A 15,983-nucleotide genomic window follows, 5' to 3' on the forward strand; every position below is an offset into this window, starting at 1 on the left:
AACTGCTTCACGACGGAAACACGTAGAGCAGCGCGACTGTCATGGTGACATAGCGCAGGAATTTTCCGATTGCCATGTAGCCCAGGCACGGCCAGAAGGGCAGCTTGAGCCAGCCGGCCACCGCGCACAGCGGATCGCCCACGATCGGAAGCCAGCTCAAAAGGCAGGCCTTCGGTCCGAGTCGTTCCAGCCAGCCCAATACGCGCACATGATGTTTCGAGTGCGAATATTTGTCGGCCACCTTGTGCGCGCCATAGCCTATCCACCAGTCGACCGCGCCGCCTAGCGTGTTGCCCACCGTGGCCACCGCGATGGCCGACCAGAACATCTCGGGGTTGAGCTTGAGCAGGCCGAAAAGAATGGGCTCGGAGCCCACCGGCAACAGCGTGGCCGAGACGAAAGCCGCAATGAACAGCGTGGAGAGTCCGAACTGCGGAAGTGCGAGCAGTGCGAGAAGAGCGTCGAGCCAGGCTTGCATAAGGTGAAATGAGTCGACGCAGTATAGGCAGCGCGCTTTCAAATCACGGTCGGAAAAAGCGCCGTGCACAAGGGTGTTTGCGCCGGTACCCCGGGCGCAAATCGTTTCAGCCGACAAAACGGCGCGTGGCTACAATCGTGCCTCATTTTTCAGCAGCCGAACGCGCGACACTTTTCTCCCATGACCTTGCAGATCGGCACCCACACGCTGAAGAACCGGCTGTTCGTCGCGCCCATGGCCGGCGTGACGGACCGGCCCTTTCGCATGCTGTGCCGCGAGCTCGGCGCGGGCTACGCGGTCAGCGAGATGGTCACCTCGCGCAAGGAACTCTGGAACACGCTGAAGACGTCGCGCCGCGCCAACCACGACGGCGAGCCGGGCCCCATCGCGGTGCAGATTGCCGGAACCGACGCGGCGATGATGGCCGAGGCCACGGTCTACAACATCGAGCGCGGTGCGCAGATCATCGACATCAACATGGGGTGCCCGGCCAAGAAGGTCTGCAACAAATGGGCCGGCTCCGCGCTGATGCGCGACGAGCCCCTGGCACTCGAGATCGTGCGCGCCGTGGTCGATGCGGCCCAGCCCTTCAACGTGCCGGTCACGCTCAAGATGCGCACCGGCTGGAGCGAAGAGCACCGCAACGCGGTGAAGCTCGCGCGCGATTTCGAATCGGCGGGCGTGCAGATGCTCACCGTGCACGGCCGCACGCGCGAGCAGGGCTACAAGGGCAATGCCGAGTACGACACCATTGCCGCCGTGAAGGCCGCAGTGCGCGTGCCCGTGGTAGCCAACGGCGACATCCGCTCGCCCGAGAAGGCACGCGACGTGCTCGCGGCCACCGGCGCCGATGCGGTAATGATCGGCCGCGCAGCGCAGGGCCGGCCCTGGATCTTTCGCGAGATCGCGCATTTCCTGGATACCGGCACGCACCTTGCACCGCCCTTGGTCGCCGAAGTTCGCCGCCTGCTGCTCGACCACCTCGTGGAGCACTACGCGCTCTACGGCGAGTTCAGTGGCGTGCGCACGGCGCGCAAGCACATTGGCTGGTATGTGCGTACGCTGCCGGATGGCGAAGCCTTCCGCGCACAGATGAACACCATCGAAGACTCGGCCGCGCAACTGCGTGCGGTCGGCGATTATTTCGACGGGTTGGCGGACCGCATGGACCGCATGCCCGTACACCAGGCGGCCGAAGAGCTGTCAGGTGAAGAGGAGGCGGCTTGCGCCGCTGATTGAGAGAGAAGAAGAGAAGAAAAAGCATGAGCAAGAAACACATCGAGGACTGCGTTCGCACCAGTCTGGACAGCTACTTTCGCGATTTGCGCGGCACCGAACCCGACGGCATGTACGAGATGCTCGTGCGCGTGGTCGAGAAGCCCCTGCTTGACGTCGTGATGACGCGCGCCGAGGGCAATCAGTCGAAGGCCGCGCAATGGTTGGGCCTGAATCGCAACACGCTTCGCAAGAAGCTGGTTGAACACAAACTTTTGAAATAACTCCACGGCATATTCCATGGCCCAGACCGCACTCATCTCCGTCTCCGACAAAACCGGCATCCTCGAATTCGCGCAAGCACTGCATGGCCTTGGCATCAAGCTGCTCTCCACCGGCGGCACCGCCAAGCTGCTGGCCGACGCAGGCTTGCCCGTGACCGAAGTGGCCGACCACACCGGTTTTCCTGAAATGCTCGACGGCCGCGTGAAGACGCTGCATCCCAAGATCCATGGCGGCCTGCTCGCGCGGCGTGACCTGCCGGCGCACGTGGCGGCCATCAAGGAACACGGCATCGACACCATCGACCTGCTTGTGGTCAATCTTTACCCGTTCGAAGCCACAGTGGCCAAGGCCGGTTGCACGCTCGAGGACGCCATCGAGAACATCGACATCGGCGGCCCGGCGATGGTGCGCAGCGCGGCCAAGAACTGGAAGGACGTGGGGGTGCTGACCGACGCCTCGCAATACCCCGTGGCACTGGCCGAGCTCCAAGCCGGCGGCAAGCTCAGCGACAAGACCAAGTTCGCCTTCTCCGTGGCTGCGTTCAACCGCATTGCCGACTACGACGGCGCCATCAGCGACTACCTCTCGGCCATCGACTTCGACGCCAGCATCGGCCAGCCTGCGCCTACGCGTTCGCTGTTCCCGGCGCAAAGCAACGGCCGCTTCGTGAAGGTGCAAGACCTGCGCTATGGCGAGAACCCGCACCAGCAAGCCGCGTTCTACCGCGACCTGTATCCGGCGCCGGGCTCACTCGTGTCCGCAAAGCAGCTGCAGGGCAAGGAACTCAGTTACAACAACATCGCCGATGCCGACGCCGCATGGGAATGCGTGAAGAGCTTCGACGTGCCGGCCTGCGTGATCGTGAAGCACGCCAACCCTTGCGGCGTGGCCGTTGGCAAGGATGCGGCCGAAGCCTATGACAAGGCCTTCAAGACCGATCCGACTTCGGCCTTCGGCGGCATCATCGCCTTCAATCGGCCGGTGGACCTTGCCACTGCGCAAGCCGTCAACAAACAGTTCGTCGAAGTGCTGATGGCGCCGGGCTACACGCCTGAGGCGCTGGAGGTGTTCCAGGCGACCAAGGCCAAGCTCAACGTGCGCGTGCTCGAGATCGCATTGCCCAGGGGTGGCGCAACAGACTGGGACAACGGCCGCAACGCGATCGACGTGAAGCGCGTTGGCTCCGGCCTCCTGATGCAAACCGCCGACAACCACGAGCTTTCCGCGAGTGACCTCAAGGTGGTATCGAAGAAGCAACCGACGCCCGAGCAGCTGCAAGACCTGCTGTTCGCGTGGAAGGTCGCCAAGTACGTGAAGAGCAACGCCATCGTGTTCTGCGCTGGCGGGATGACCATGGGCGTGGGCGCGGGCCAGATGAGCCGCCTCGATTCAGCGCGCATCGCGAGCATCAAAGCCGAGCATGCGGGCTTGTCGCTCAAGGGCACCGCGGTGGCCAGCGATGCCTTCTTCCCGTTCCGCGACGGGCTCGACGTGGTGGTCGATGCCGGCGCAAGCTGCGTCATCCAGCCGGGCGGCTCGATGCGCGACCAGGAAGTGATCGATGCCGCCGACGAGCGCGGCGTGGTCATGGTGCTGTCGGGCGTGCGCCACTTCCGCCACTGACCTCGCGCGCCCGCAGGCGATCGGATCAACGGGGCTGGGAGGCCCGGAAGATCTGCCGTGCGGCTTCGACAGTGGCAGCGATGTCTTCGTCGGTGTGCGCGGCGCTCACGAAGCCTGCTTCGTAGAGTGCCGGTGCGATGTACACGCCGCGGTCCAGGAGGCCGTGGAACAGCGCGTTGAACTTCGCGTTGTCGGTCGTCATCACCGTGGCGTAGTTCTGCGGCAGCTCGTTCATCAGGAAGAAGCCGAACATGCCGCCTTCGCTGTCGGCGTTGAAGGGCTGGCCTTCGGCCGCGGCGGCAGCCTTGAGGCCTTCGACCAGCGACTGCGTTTTCTTCGACAGCGATTCATAGAAGCCGGGCTTGGCGATTTCCTTCAGCGTGGCCAAACCGCAGGCCGTGGCCACCGGGTTGCCCGACAGCGTGCCGGCCTGGTAGACCGGCCCGAGCGGCGCGAGCTGCTCCATGATGGCGCGCGGGCCGCCGAAGGCCGCGAGCGGCATGCCGCCGCCGATGACCTTGCCGAGCACGGTGAGGTCGGGCGTGATGCCCAGCACGCCCTGCGCGCCGTGCAGGCCCACGCGAAAGCCGGTCATCACTTCGTCAAACACCAGCAGCGCGCCATGCTGCGTGCAAAGCGCGCGGCAGCGGGCGGCGAATTCGGGCGTGGCGCGCACGAAGTTCATGTTGCCGGCAATCGCCTCGATCATGAGGCAGGCGATGTCGTTGCCGTGCAGCGCAAAGGCTTCCTCCAGCTGCGCGATGTTGTTGTACTCGAGCACCAGCGTGTGCTGGGTCACTTCGGGCGGCACGCCGGCCGAGGTGGGATGGCCGAAGGTGGCGAGGCCGGAGCCGGCCTTTACCAGCAGCGCATCGGCGTGGCCGTGGTAGCAGCCCTCGAACTTGATGATGTGCTTGCGGCCGGTGGCGCCGCGCGCCAGGCGCAGCGCGCTCATGGCGGCCTCGGTGCCCGAGCTCACGAGCCGCACCATCTCCATCGACGGGACCAGGGCGAGGATGGCTTCGGCCAGCTCGATCTCGCGCTCGGTCGGGGCGCCGTAGGAGAAGCCCTCGAGCACTGCCTTCTGCACGGCCTCGACGACAGCCGGGTGGCCATGGCCCAGGATCATCGGACCCCAGGAGCCGATGTAGTCGATGTAGCGCTTGTCGTTGGCGTCCCAGAAATAGGCGCCCTCGGCACGGCGAATGAAGCGCGGCGTGCCGCCCACGGCCTTGAAGGCGCGCACCGGCGAATTGACGCCGCCGGGAATGACGGCGCGGGCGCGCTCGAAAAGAATGTCGTTTTGGTCAGCGTTTGGCATCAATGTCTGGTGTCGTGAGGGGGCAGGGCGAAATCGGGGGCAGCGTCGGGGTCTTGGTCATCGTCGTCTTCATCTTCCGGCTCGGCCCAGAACAGGCGGTCGGGAAGCACATGGCCCATGCCGGGCCGGAATCCCGCGTCCAGGCAGCGGTCCATATAGGCCAGGGCCTCGGTGGTAGCGGCCACCAGGTCGGTGCCGCTCGCGAGCAGGGCGGCCAACGCGGCCGACAGGGTGTCGCCGGCGCCGGCGAAGACGGCCTCGAGCCGCTCGTATTTTTCGTTGGCAAGCACTGACTGCGGCGAAGCCAGCACGTTGTCGATGAACTGGTCGGGCAGCACCATGCCGGTCACCAGCGTGTAGGGCACGCCGAACTCGCCGGCAGCCTTGGCGATGTCGCGTGCACCGGGCGGACGCTCGCCGCTCCAGTCGGGAAGCAGCCATCGCCAGAGGGTGCTGTGGTTTCCAACCAACACTGTGGTCTGTGGCAAAAGTAACTCTCGAAAAGCGTCGAGATAGGGCTCGATCAGGTTCTCGTCCCACCACGAAAGATTGGGCATGTACGCCACCAGCGGCACCTCGGGATAGTCGGAGGCGGTCTCGGCAATGGTGCTCAGGGCGTCGGGGCTGCCGACAAAGCCCACCTTGATGAGCTGGACTTCCACGTCTTCAAGGATGGCGCGCGCCTGCTCGGCAATGGCCTCCTCTTCGAAGGCGAAGTGGTCGAATATCTCGGCCGTGTCGCGTGCGTAGGCGCCCGTCACCACTGGCAGCATGTGTGCGCCCACCGACGCCATGGCCAGTGCGTCGGCCCCCAGGCCGCCCGCACCGCTGGGATCGCTGGCATTGAAGACCAGCACGCAGGGCGGATTCAGGTCCCGTTCGGCCACTTCTTCGGCGTCCGGCGGAGGGTCGTTAAGATTGCCCGGTTTGCGGGTGTTGTCTGCGGAATGTAAGTAAATGGTCATACACGGGCCAAAATCACCTCAATGGTGGCATAGGCGCGACGTTTACCGCCCGCCAGTGAGATACGCATAGATACACTCGTTGCATTTAATGAACAAGGACTTTAAGCTCCGATGAATACGAAAACTTGGATGTGCCTGATTTGTGGGTGGATCTATGACGAAGCGGTGGGTGTACCGGAAGATGGGATCGCAGCAGGCACGGCCTGGGCGGATGTCCCGATGAACTGGACCTGTCCTGAGTGCGGTGCACGCAAGGAAGACTTCGAAATGGTTGAAATCTGAAGCATGGCATAGGGCTACGCGATCTGCGCCGATGTACGGTGCGGCGGGCATCCAAGTCTCATCTCAGCAGGAGTGTGTGCAATGGGGCCGAATGGATCAGGTTACAAGGTGCTGGTCATCGATGACAGCAATACGATCCGGCGCAGTGCCGAAATATTTCTGAAGCAGGGCGGACACGAGGTCCTCCTTGCGGAAGACGGCTTTGACGCGCTCTCGAAGGTCAACGACCACAAGCCGCATCTGATTTTCTGCGACATCCTCATGCCGCGGCTCGACGGCTACCAGACCTGCGCCATCATCAAGCGCAACGCTCAGTTCTCCAATGTTCCGGTTGTCATGCTTTCCTCGAAAGACGGCGTCTTCGACAAGGCTCGCGGCCGCATGGTCGGCTCGCAAGACTACCTGACCAAACCCTTCACCAAAGACCAGCTGCTGCAGGCCGTGCAGCAGTTTGGCATCGTTCAACAGGAAGCGCAGTAATGCCCATTCGAAAAATCCTCGTCGTCGACGACTCCAAGACGGAACTGATGTTCCTGTCCGACCTGCTCCAGAAGAACGGCTTTGCCGTCAAGACCGCCGAAAACGCCGAAGACGCCATGCGCCGTCTCGAAGAGGACCAGCCCGACCTGATTCTCATGGACGTCGTCATGCCCGGCCAGAACGGCTTCCAGCTCACGCGCGCCATTGCCCGCGACCCGCAGTACGCCGCCATTCCGATCATCCTGTGTACCAGCAAGAACCAGGAAACCGATCGCGTCTGGGGCATGCGCCAAGGCGCGCGCGACTACATCGTGAAGCCGGTCAACGTGGCCGAGCTGATGTCCAAGATCAGCGCGCTGGCCTGAACAGAAGACTGCCGAGTCCATGGCGAATCGCGACGCTCTTCGTGCCTTCCAGTCCCGGCTTGCAAGCCGCCTGCAGGCTGCGCGCACCACTGGCGTAGCCGCCACGTGGCTCGCGGTCGAGGCCGGCGAGGGCAAGTACCTCTTTCCACTCGGCCACGCGGGCGAGATCTTCCCCTGGACGCCGCCCCAGCCCGTGCCCTACACGGAACCCTGGTTCCTCGGCGTTGCCAACCTGCGCGGCGGCCTCTACGGCGTGGTGCAGCTGTCGGCATTCGCCTCGGGCAAGTCCGATGGCCTCGCGGCCACTGAGGCGGCCCGCATGCAATCGCGGCTCGTTGCATTCAACGAGCTGCTCGAAGTCAACTGCGCTTTGCTGGTCGATCGACTGGCGGGGTTGCGGGGGGCCGAGGCCTTCACGGGCGCGGAACCTCCGGGCGCAGAAGCACCTGCCTGGCTTGGGCATCTGTACACCGATGCGGCGGGTGAGTGCTGGCAGGAAATCAACCTGCAGGCGCTCTCGCAGCAACCCCAGTTTTTAAGTATTGGCGCCTAGTGCATCCGCACAGCCACAAGACAACCACCTGAAGGACCGACCGTGAGCTCGATCGCCGACAAGTTCAAGAAATTACTGCCCGCGAACAGCGGCAACGACAAGGCCCGCGTCGACGGCTCCGGTTCCACCTTATCGCTCGACGACGTCGATACGGTTCAGGTGCCGGACGAGAAGACCGTTCGCCTGGCCCGGAAACAAGACCGCACGCCCGACGCGCCAGCGCCCACCGGCTTTGCCGACGGCGGCACGCTGATCGGCGAGGCCGCGAACGAGGCCGATGCCGCATCGGCCGAAGCCGCCCAGGCGCAGGCTCCCACGGGACGAGCGGGCTCGAACCCGGCGCGCCAGCAGCGGATCCTGGCGATCTTGCTGGCGGTCGTCGTGCTGCTTCTGTTGCTGGTGGCCGGCTCCGCGATTCTTCGCGCCGAGCGCCTCGCGCAGCAGGTGGCCGCCACCGGCCAGTCGATGATGCAGTCGCAGCGGCTTGCAAAGTCGATCTCCCAGGCTCTCGTCGGCAGCGCGCCCGCGTTCGTGGAAGTGAAGGACAGCGCCGACGACCTTTCGCGCCGCGTGCAGGGCCTGACGAACGGCGACGATGCCCTGCGCCTCGAGCGCGTGGGCAACCAGTACGACGAGGACATGGCCAAGATCAATCCGCTGGTCTCCCGTGCCGACGCCAGCGCCAAGGCCGTGCTGGCCCAGCGCCAGATCCTGACCCAGGTGGGTGCCGCCTTGCGCGACATCAACCAGCAATCGTCCGCGCTGCTCGAAATGACGGAAACCGTGGCATCGCTCAAGATGCAGCAGAACGCCACGCTGCCTGAAATTTCGGCCGCCGGCCAACTCGTGATGCTGACGCAGCGCATCGGCAAGTCGACCAACGAATTCTTTACGGTCGAAGGCGTGAACCCCGACGCCGTGTTCCTGCTCGGCAAGGACTTGAACACCTTCCAGGAAACCACGCGCGGCCTGCTAGACGGCAATGCGCAGCAGCGTTTCCCCGGCTCGAAAGACCCGCAGACGCGCCAGCAGCTCGAAGCCATTCTCAAGACCTACGAGCAGATGCGTACGCAGGCCTCCGCCATTCTGGGCAACCTGCAGGGCCTGGTGGCAGCGCGCGAAGCGCAGGCTTCGATCCTGACCGACAGCGAACCCCTGCGCAAATCGCTCGACGAGCTGCAGGACAAGCTGTCCGCCCGCACCGGCCTGGGCGCCGGAACGATCGTGATGCTTTTCGTGCTCTCGCTGGCCGCCCTGGCCCTTGCCGGCGCCATCGGTTTCGTGCAGGTGCGCGAAGGCCGTGAACGCGCCCTTGTGGCCGAACGCGAACGTCTCGCGGCCGAACAGGCCAGCGACGAGGCCGGCCGCATCAACAACGCCAACCAGGCCGCCATTCTTCGGCTGATGAACGAACTGCAGACAGTGGCCGAAGGCGACCTGACGCAGGAAGCCACCGTGACCGAGGACATTACCGGCGCCATCGCCGACTCGGTGAACTACACGGTGGAAGAACTTCGCCTGCTGGTGGGCAACGTGCAGAACACGGCAACCCGCGTGGCGCAGACCACGTCGCAGGTGGAAAGCACCTCGACCGAACTGCTTGCCGCTTCGACCGAACAGCTGCGCGAAATTCGCGAAACCGGCCAGTCGGTGCTGACCATGGCCGAGCGAATCAACGGCGTGTCCTCGCAAGCGCAAGAGTCCGCCACGGTGGCGCGCCAGTCGCTGGAAGCCGCATCGTCGGGCCTGCAGGCCGTGCAGAACGCCATCGGCGGTATGAACTCCATCCGCGACCAGATCCAGGAAACCTCCAAGCGCATCAAGCGCCTGGGCGAGTCCTCGCAGGAGATCGGTGAAATCACCGAACTGATCTCGGACATTACCGAACAGACGAACGTGCTGGCACTGAACGCCGCCATTCAGGCCGCATCGGCCGGTGAAGCCGGTCGCGGCTTCTCGGTGGTGGCGGAAGAAGTGCAGCGGCTGGCTGAACGCTCCGCAGACGCCACGCGCCAGATTTCGGCGCTGGTGAAGGCCATTCAGACCGACACGCAGGATGCGGTGGGCGCCATGGAGCGTTCCACGCAGGGTGTGGTCGAGGGGGCCAAGCTGTCCGACAATGCAGGTACCGCACTGACCGAGATCGACCGGGTGTCGCGCCGCCTTGCAGAGCTGATCGAGCAGATTTCGCAGTCCGCATCCCGCGAAGCCGATTCGGCCAACGTCGTGGCTGCCAACATCCAGCACATCTTTGCGGTGACCGAGCAGACCGGAGAAGGTACCCGTACCACGGCCCAGCAGGTGCGTGAACTTTCGCAAATGGCGGAAGAACTGCGCCGCTCGGTCGCCCGATTCAAGATTGCCTGACAAAAGTTAAGAACGGCGAGCATCCAACGTGTCGATTCAATCCCCTGCCACGGCCCCCATTGCCGGCAACGTGCCGGCCACCGAAGACCTCGGGCCGCTGGCCTGGGTGCTGGGAGAAATTCAGAAATCCCTCGATGGTGTGGGCAAGTCGTTGCGTCGCTTCGTGCGCGACGTGGGCAATGCCTCGGAGCTCGAGAGCGGCCCGCTGCAAATGGCCCGCCAGCAACTGCACCAATCCGTCGGTGCGCTGCAGATGGTCGGCAACACCGCGCCGGCGCTGGTGCTCGGCTCCATCGAGTTTGCGGTGCAGGGCTTCATTGCCGAGCCGCAGCGCTGCACCGACAGCGCAGTCCTGAAGATCGAGCGCGCCGGCTTTGCCGTCATCGATTTCCTCCACGCGCTGCTGGCCGGCAAGGCCGTGTCGTCGGTCGCGCTGTTCCCCCAATACCGCGACGTGCTCGAACTGGTCGGCAACGAGCGCGTGCATCCGGCGGATCTCTGGAGCGTTGCCTGGCGCTGGGTCGAAGTGCGACCCGCGCTGACCCAGGCCGCGCTGGCCTATGACCCGGCGGTGCGTTCGCGGCTCGATCGCGAAGTGCTGCAGCTGGTAAAGACTGGCGACCCGCAGGCCGCGCGTCGGCTGCAGGCCCTGTGCCTGGGGCTCGGGCGCGGTGCGCTGCTGCCCCGCGTGGCAAGTTTCTGGACTCTGGCCGCGGGCTTTTTCGAGGCCCTGGCGCTGGAGCTGATCCCCGCTGATCCCTATGTCAAGCGCGCCGCCTCGCGCGTGCTGCTGCAATACGCCACGTTTGCGCGCGGCGACAGCACGGTGTCCGACCGGCTGGGCCAGGACCTGTTGTTCTTCTGCGCGCAGGCCGTACCCGCCGCCGACTCCGATGAAGCCGCCACGCTGCGCACCGTGCGCGCGGCCTGGGGCGTCGCGGGCGAGCCGCGTGTCGACTACAGCGTAGAGCAGTTCGGCCGCTTCGATCCGCTGGTGCTGGCGCAGGCCCGCAAGCGCATCGAAACCGCCAAGGAAATGTGGTCGGCGCTTTCGGGCGGCGACGTCGGCCGCACGCGCCAGGTGGCAGACACCTTCGCGCAGCTCGGCGAGTCTCTGCAGAAGCTACATCCGCCCATCTTGCCGATGGTGGAAGCACTGACAAATGCGGTCGAAGCCTCGGTGCGTTCCGGCCAGCCGCCGGATACCGAACTTGCGATGGAAGTCGCCACTTCGGTGCTCTACCTCGAAGCCGCGCTTGAAGACCTTGATCCGAGCGACCCGCAGCTCACCTCCCGCACCCTCCAGCTGGCAGGCCGCATCGAGCGCGTGCGCGAAGGCGGGCATTCGGAGCCGCTCGAGCCCTGGATGGAGGACCTGTACCGACGCGTCAGCGATCGCCAGACCATGGGTACGGTGGTCGACGAACTCCGCAGCCACCTGAGCGAACTCGAAAAATCGCTCGACCAGTATTTCCGCCGCCCCGCAGAAAAGGGCCTGCTGCGCACCGTGCCGACTCAGCTGCTGCAGATGCGCGGCGTGTTCTCCGTGCTTGGCCTTGAGCAGGCCGCCCACACCGTCCAGCGCATGCGCGACGACGTCGAGCAGATGCTGGTGGGCAACGCCTCGCCAGTGGAAGAGATGCAGAGCTTCGACGCGCTCGGCAACAACCTGGGCGCGCTGGGTTTCCTGATCGACATGCTGGGCTACCAGCCCGCGCTGGCCAAGCGCCTGTTCGTGTTCGACCAGGAAGCCGGCGAACTCAAGCCGCTGATGGGCCGACAGGCCACCGACGCCCCCACCGCGGACGTCGCGGCTCCGGGCGCTGCCGCCACCCCCTCCGATGGCGTGCTCAGCATCGAGGAAGTCGACGCCCAGATTGCCTCCAAGCTTGCCGCCCTCGCCACGCCCAACCGCAAGGCGAAGGTCTCGCCCATCGAGGAATTCAGCCGCAAGGCCGACAGCTGGACGAACAAGATCACCGGACCCTCGGCGCTGCCCGACACCGAAGTCACCGAGCTCGAAGAAGACGATCTGCAGAACATCTTCCTCGACGAAGCGCGCGAGGTGGTGCAAAACGGCCTGGCCGCGATCGACGAGCTCGGCAGCCACCCGGACGACACCGAGGAACTCACCATCCTACGGCGTGCCTTCCACACGCTGAAGGGCAGCTCGCGCATGGTCGGCCTGACCGACTTCGGCGACGCCGCCTGGTCCCTGGAGCAGGTGCTCAACACCTGGCTCGCCGACCAGCGCGACGCCACGCCCGATCTGCTCGTCGGCACCCGCAAGGCGATGGAGGAATTCAGCCAGTGGGTCGAAGCTATTGCTTCGGGCTCGCAGCACGGGTGGAAGTCGTCGCACTTCAGCCGCGTGGCCGATGCCCTGCTGGCGGGCGAGCCCGTGCCCGCCATGCCGGCGCGCGTTTCCGATGCGGAAGCCCTGGCCGTGGCCGCGCGCCACATTGCCGCGGAGCCGCCGGCGGTCGCCCCGCTGCCCCTGCCGGAACTCCCGGAGCTGCCCGATCTTTCGCTCACCGCCGTGGCGCCGGAGCCCGCACCCGCTGCCGCGTTCGAGTGGCCGCCCACGGAGGCACCGCAAGAGGCCGCCACGCCTGAAGCCGAAGACGACTTCACGTCGACCGACTTCCTCGACTTCGAATCCAAGCCACTCCCGGCTGACGAGCCTGTCTGGACCGACGTCGAGAAGTTCGATTTTCCGGAACTCGCCATCAAGACTGAGACCCCGGCGCTGCCCCAGGCCGAAGTCGCCGATGAGCCGGCGACTGAGCCTGTGGCCGAGTTGCCTGTCCTGGACGGCCTGCCCGAGCTCGAATGGGCGTCCGAGCCGGCGCCGGTGGTTGCCGAAGAGCCCGTTCCAGTGGCTGCGGAAGTCCCGCCGGCCGAAGAGCTCGTGGAAGTGCCGGCTTTGCAGCTGGCGCCCGAAGAGCCTGCCGAGCTTGCGATAGACGAAGCCCCCGCCATGGCCGACGAAGCCGTGGCCGAAGAAGCCGCGCAGCCCGAGACCCGGGAGCCCGTCGAAGTGGCCGAAGTGGCCGCCGCCTCGAGTGCCGAAGACCAGGTCAAGGTCATCGGTCCGCTGCGCATCGGCATCGCGCTCTACAACGTCTACCTCAACGAAGCCGACGAATGGTCCAGGCAACTGGCCACCGAAGTTGGCGAGTGGGCACTTGAATCCCACGAGCGGCTGCCCGATTCGACCATTGCGCTGGCCCATTCGCTGGCCGGCAGTTCGGCCACGGTCGGCTTCCACAGCCTCTCGGGCATGGCGCGCCTTCTCGAAGCCGCGCTGCAGCATCTGCAGATGCAGGGCAGCGGCTCGCGCGAGCAGGGTGTTGTGCTGGTTGCCGCGGCCGACGAGCTGCGCCGCCTGCTGCACCAGTTTGCCGTCGGCTTCCTGCGCGAACCCTCCGAAGGCACGCTCCAGGCTTTGCGCGACATCGCCGCGGCGCCCATGCCGGCCGAAGCTGCCGCGCGCATCGAAACCCGTCCTCACCAGCACATGGCGGCTGCCGACGGCATGGCCGACGTGGCGCTGGACGATTCCGAAGACGCCATCGACATGGCCGACGCGGTCGACGTCGATCTGTTCCCGATCTTCGAAGAAGAAGCGCAGGAACTGCTGCCCCAGCTGGGCCAGGCGCTGCGCCAGTGGGCCCACCACCCCGACGACAACGCGCCGCGCGCCTCCGTGCTGCGCACGCTGCACACGCTCAAGGGCAGCGCCCGGCTGGCCGGCGCCATGCGCCTTGGCGAGCGCGCGCACCGCATGGAATCCGAGATCGAAGCCCTGGGCACCCAGGGCGGTGCCGACCGGGTCGAAATCGAAAAGCTGCTCACGCGCCTTGACGCGCTTCAGGCCACGTTCGACGCACTGCGCGCCGCGGACGATGCCACCCAGGCCGAAGTGGCCCAGCTGGTGGCCGTGGCATCCGCCACCTCGCCGGGCGTCCAGCTGGTGCAGGTTCCCGCCGAAACCGGCGTGTCGGCCAACGACGAAGTAGTGGCTTCCGTTGACGACGGCGAAAGCTCCGCATCCGCCCCGGCAGCGGCCGCAGTGCCATCGCTCCTGCCGCGCCCCGCGCCCGCGCTGCTCACGCCGCTGCGCGCGGTGTCGAGCCAGGCGGTGCGCATTCGCACCCAGCTGCTCGACCGCTTGGTGGCGCAGACCGGCGAGGTCATCATCACGCGCTCGCGCCTGGAGGCCGAGCTGGGCCAGCTGCGCGGTTCGCTGTCCGATCTGACCGGCAACCTCGACCGCCTGCGCCAGCAGCTGCGCGACATCGAGGTGCAGGCCGAAAGCCAGATGCAGTCCCGCCTCGCGCAGGCCAAGGATTCGCAGCAGAGCTTCGACCCGCTCGAGTTCGACCGCTTCACCCGCGTGCAGGAACTCACGCGCATGATGGCCGAGTCGGTGAACGACGTGGCCACCGTGCAGCGCACGCTGCAAAAGACGGTGCAGGCGACGGAAGACGACCTCAGCGTGCAGGCGCGCCAGACGCGCGAACTGCAGCGCGGCCTGCTGCGCACGCGAATGGTGGAGTTCGAAGGCATTTCCGACCGCCTCTACCGCGTGGTGCGCCAGGCGTCCAAGGACACCGGCAAGCAGGTGCGCCTGGACATCGTCGGCGGCTCGATCGAAATGGACCGCGGCGTGCTCGACCGGATGACACCGGCCTTCGAGCACCTGCTGCGCAATTGCGTGGCACACGGCATCGAAGACCCGGCCGCGCGCGAAAAGGCCGGCAAGGACGCCAACGGCCTGATCGTGATCGACCTGCATCACGAAGGCAACGACGTCTCCGTGAGCTTCCGCGACGACGGCGCCGGCCTGGACAACCAGCGCATTGCAGAGCGGGCCCGCACGCTGGGCCTGCTGGCAGCGGACCAGGAACTGTCGCCCGAGGAAGCCACCGAGCTGATCTTCAAGCCCGGTTTCTCCACCGCTGGCCAGGTCTCCGAACTGGCGGGCCGGGGCATCGGCATGGACGTGGTGCGCTCGCAGATTGCGGCGCTCGGCGGCCGCATCGAAACGCACAGTACGTCCGGCCAGGGCACCACCTTCAAGCTGGTGCTGCCGCTCACCACCGCCGTGACGCACGTGGTAATGCTGCGCGCCGGCGACGTGTCGATCGGCGTGCCGTCCAACCTGGTCGAGCTGGTGCAGCGCGTGAGCAGCACCGAACTCGAAGCGGCCTACCTGCACAACAGCCATCCGTTCGGCAGCGAACAGGTGCCGTTCTACTGGGCGGGTGCACTGCTGCAGGCTTCGGCGCGCAGCGAGCACCCCACCGCCAAGAACAACACCGTCGTGATCGTGCGAAGCGCGGCGCAGCGTGTGGGCCTGCATGTGGACGAAGTGCTGGGCAACCAGGAAGTCGTGGTCAAGAACCTCGGGCCGCAGCTTGCGCGCCTGCCGGGTCTGGCCGGCATCTCGGTGCTGGCTTCGGGCGCGGTGGCGCTGATCTACAACCCGGTGGCGCTGGCCGCGGTGCATGGCGAACAGGCCCGGCTGCGCCAGGCTGCCGCGCTGGTGGCGCCTGCGCACGGCTCCGCCGGTGCCGAGCAGGGCGGTGTGCCGCACGAACCGTTGCCGGTGCTGGCGCCGCCGGTGCCGCAGGTTCCGCTGGTGCTGGTGGTCGACGACTCCATCACCGTGCGCCGCGTGACGCAGCGCCTGCTGCAGCGCGAAGGCTATCGCGTGTCGCTTGCGGCCGACGGTCTGCAGGCACTCGAACGGCTCCAGCAGGAGCGCCCGGCCGTGGTGCTGTCCGACATCGAGATGCCGCGTATGGACGGCTTCGACCTCGCACGCAACATCCGCGCGGACGACTCGATGGCGGGGCTGCCGATCATCATGATCACCTCGCGCATTGCCGAGAAGCACCGCGACTACGCCCGCACGCTGGGTGTGAACCACTACCTCGGCAAGCCCTACTCGGAAGAGGAACTGCTGCGCCTGGTGCGTGCGTACACGAGCGAACCGGCGCTCGCCGCCGCAGCCTGAAGCATTGCCACCCAAAAACAAAGG

At 66.0% G+C, this 15,983-nt stretch carries 12 protein-coding genes; 9 read left to right on the forward strand and 3 right to left on the reverse strand.

All coding sequences use genetic code 11. The features are described 5' to 3' along the window. Positions 1–7: 7 nt before the first annotated feature. Entirely contained in the window at positions 8–478 is a 471-nt protein-coding gene (locus ASC78_RS26455; protein ID WP_055808356.1) for a YqaA family protein, read from the reverse strand. A gap of 180 nt (positions 479–658) precedes the next feature. Between ASC78_RS26455 and dusB the strand changes: the two genes are divergently transcribed. Genes dusB through purH form a run of 3 tightly spaced genes read left to right on the forward strand, consistent with a single transcriptional unit; the run spans position 659 to position 3,601 of the window. Then, the gene (dusB, locus tag ASC78_RS26460) at positions 659–1,717 is read left to right on the forward strand and encodes a tRNA dihydrouridine synthase DusB (protein ID WP_055808358.1); all 1,059 of its coding nucleotides are present in this window, start codon (positions 659–661) and stop codon (positions 1,715–1,717) included. A gap of 23 nt (positions 1,718–1,740) precedes the next feature. Beyond that, the gene (locus ASC78_RS26465) at positions 1,741–1,977 is read left to right on the forward strand and encodes a Fis family transcriptional regulator (RefSeq protein ID WP_007838304.1); all 237 of its coding nucleotides are present in this window, start codon (positions 1,741–1,743) and stop codon (positions 1,975–1,977) included. A 16-nt stretch (positions 1,978–1,993) separates the two neighbouring features. Further along, positions 1,994–3,601, forward strand: a complete 1,608-nt coding sequence (gene purH / locus ASC78_RS26470; protein WP_055808360.1) for a bifunctional phosphoribosylaminoimidazolecarboxamide formyltransferase/IMP cyclohydrolase — start codon at positions 1,994–1,996, stop codon at positions 3,599–3,601. A gap of 25 nt (positions 3,602–3,626) precedes the next feature. On the opposite strand, the gene hemL is transcribed toward purH, so the two are convergent. Both hemL and thiD read right to left on the reverse strand, forming a co-directional pair. Beyond that, positions 3,627–4,922, reverse strand: a complete 1,296-nt coding sequence (gene hemL, locus ASC78_RS26475) for a glutamate-1-semialdehyde 2,1-aminomutase (RefSeq protein WP_055808362.1) — start codon at positions 4,920–4,922, stop codon at positions 3,627–3,629. Continuing rightward, positions 4,922–5,887 (reverse strand): bifunctional hydroxymethylpyrimidine kinase/phosphomethylpyrimidine kinase, encoded by a 966-nt coding sequence (gene thiD, locus ASC78_RS26480; protein ID WP_055808363.1) that lies wholly within the window; start codon positions 5,885–5,887, stop codon positions 4,922–4,924. Before thiD ends, hemL begins: the two co-directional genes overlap by 1 nt. A gap of 111 nt (positions 5,888–5,998) precedes the next feature. On the opposite strand from thiD, the gene ASC78_RS27265 reads away from it, so the two are divergent. The 6 genes from ASC78_RS27265 (at position 5,999) to ASC78_RS26505 (ending at position 15,959) form a co-directional block, all read left to right on the forward strand. After that, positions 5,999–6,169, forward strand: coding sequence for a rubredoxin (locus ASC78_RS27265; protein WP_007838397.1), 171 nt, complete (start codon positions 5,999–6,001; stop codon positions 6,167–6,169). 81 nt (positions 6,170–6,250) lie between these two features. Further along, on the forward strand, positions 6,251–6,649 hold the full coding sequence (locus ASC78_RS26485) for a response regulator (RefSeq protein ID WP_028259709.1): 399 nt from the start codon (positions 6,251–6,253) through the stop codon (positions 6,647–6,649). Further along, positions 6,649–7,014 (forward strand): response regulator transcription factor, encoded by a 366-nt coding sequence (locus tag ASC78_RS26490; RefSeq protein WP_055808364.1) that lies wholly within the window; start codon positions 6,649–6,651, stop codon positions 7,012–7,014. Before ASC78_RS26485 ends, ASC78_RS26490 begins: the two co-directional genes overlap by 1 nt. A gap of 19 nt (positions 7,015–7,033) precedes the next feature. Then, on the forward strand, positions 7,034–7,567 hold the full coding sequence (locus ASC78_RS26495) for a chemotaxis protein CheW (RefSeq protein WP_055808365.1): 534 nt from the start codon (positions 7,034–7,036) through the stop codon (positions 7,565–7,567). Positions 7,568–7,609: 42 nt separating this feature from the next. Next, positions 7,610–9,934, forward strand: a complete 2,325-nt coding sequence (locus ASC78_RS26500; protein ID WP_055808366.1) for a methyl-accepting chemotaxis protein — start codon at positions 7,610–7,612, stop codon at positions 9,932–9,934. Between the two features lie 28 nt (positions 9,935–9,962). Next, entirely contained in the window at positions 9,963–15,959 is a 5,997-nt protein-coding gene (locus tag ASC78_RS26505; protein WP_055808368.1) for a hybrid sensor histidine kinase/response regulator, read from the forward strand. Positions 15,960–15,983 lie beyond the last annotated feature (24 nt).

It is taken from the genome of Variovorax sp. Root318D1 (assembly GCF_001424835.1).
Lineage (GTDB): Bacteria > Pseudomonadota > Gammaproteobacteria > Burkholderiales > Burkholderiaceae_C > Variovorax.

What these genes read in the sequence shown, in the direction of transcription:
- ASC78_RS26465 (WP_007838304.1), top strand. Translation starts at nt 1,741, where the DNA reads ATGAGCAAGAAACACATCGAGGACTGCGTTCGCACCAGTCTGGACAGC.
- thiD (WP_055808363.1), bottom strand. Translation starts at nt 5,887, where the DNA reads ATGACCATTTACTTACATTCCGCAGACAACACCCGCAAACCGGGCAAT.
- ASC78_RS27265 (WP_007838397.1), top strand. Translation starts at nt 5,999, where the DNA reads ATGAATACGAAAACTTGGATGTGCCTGATTTGTGGGTGGATCTATGAC.
- hemL (WP_055808362.1), bottom strand. Translation starts at nt 4,922, where the DNA reads ATGCCAAACGCTGACCAAAACGACATTCTTTTCGAGCGCGCCCGCGCC.
- ASC78_RS26485 (WP_028259709.1), top strand. Translation starts at nt 6,251, where the DNA reads ATGGGGCCGAATGGATCAGGTTACAAGGTGCTGGTCATCGATGACAGC.
- ASC78_RS26455 (WP_055808356.1), bottom strand. Translation starts at nt 478, where the DNA reads ATGCAAGCCTGGCTCGACGCTCTTCTCGCACTGCTCGCACTTCCGCAG.
- purH (WP_055808360.1), top strand. Translation starts at nt 1,994, where the DNA reads ATGGCCCAGACCGCACTCATCTCCGTCTCCGACAAAACCGGCATCCTC.
- ASC78_RS26490 (WP_055808364.1), top strand. Translation starts at nt 6,649, where the DNA reads ATGCCCATTCGAAAAATCCTCGTCGTCGACGACTCCAAGACGGAACTG.
- ASC78_RS26495 (WP_055808365.1), top strand. Translation starts at nt 7,034, where the DNA reads ATGGCGAATCGCGACGCTCTTCGTGCCTTCCAGTCCCGGCTTGCAAGC.
- dusB (WP_055808358.1), top strand. Translation starts at nt 659, where the DNA reads ATGACCTTGCAGATCGGCACCCACACGCTGAAGAACCGGCTGTTCGTC.